Here is an 823-nt window from a genome sequence, read left to right on the forward strand (position 1 = left end):
GGCGTTCAGCGAGCTCATCTGCCCAGACGATTGTTTCGCCAACAAAAACAATCACGCTAATTGCTTGATAGATGGTCGAAACATTGTTGTAGAAGGTTACCCTAATGGCAACTGGTTAGGCCCTACACTCTTCACCGGCGTTTCGACTGAGATGGACATATACCAGGAAGAAATTTTCGGGCCAGTTGTGTCATGCATGAACGTTGAAACGCTTGAAGATGCAATCAATTTGGTTAACAGTAACCCCTACGGCAACGGTACCTCAATATTTACCCAATCTGGCGTTAGTGCACGAAAATATCAGCACGAAATAGAAGTTGGTCAAGTTGGTATTAACCTGCCCATTCCCGTTCCGCTACCTTTCTTTTCATTTACTGGTTGGAAAGGCTCGTTTATGGGGGATTTACATGCTTACGGAAAGCAGGCAGTCCGCTTTTATACTGAGACAAAAACAATTACAGCAAGCTGGAAATCATCTCCTGCGCAAGCACCCAACATGTCGATTAGCTTAAAGTAGACAGATTAATTTATAAGGCCACCTAAAGTATTATATTTTATGAATTACGACTTAAACGAAGATCAGCTCGCTTTCCAGGAAACAGCAAAACGTTTCGCAGAGACAGAACTTGCACCTCAGGCTAGTATATGGGACGCAGCCTGCGAGTTCCCGAAGCAAGCCTTTGTCGAAGCAGGTAAACTTGGGTTTATGGCCATGTACGTGCCAGAGGCTGATAAAGGTATTGGTCTGTCGCGATTAGACAGCTCCATTATTATGGAAGAACTAGCGTCCGGCTGCACCTCTACCGCTGCGTTTATTAGCATC

The 823-nt window shown here is 45.0% G+C and carries 2 protein-coding genes; both read left to right on the plus strand.

The window, feature by feature from the left end:
- Nucleotides 1–517, plus strand: a 517-nt coding sequence (locus A3729_RS05830; RefSeq protein ID WP_156497711.1) for an aldehyde dehydrogenase family protein, incomplete at its 5' end; no start/stop codon positions are given.
- A gap of 39 nt (nucleotides 518–556) precedes the next feature.
- Nucleotides 557–823, plus strand: a 267-nt coding sequence (locus A3729_RS05835) for an acyl-CoA dehydrogenase family protein (protein ID WP_197475606.1), incomplete at its 3' end; no start/stop codon positions are given.

Source organism: Oleiphilus sp. HI0043 (assembly GCF_001634935.1).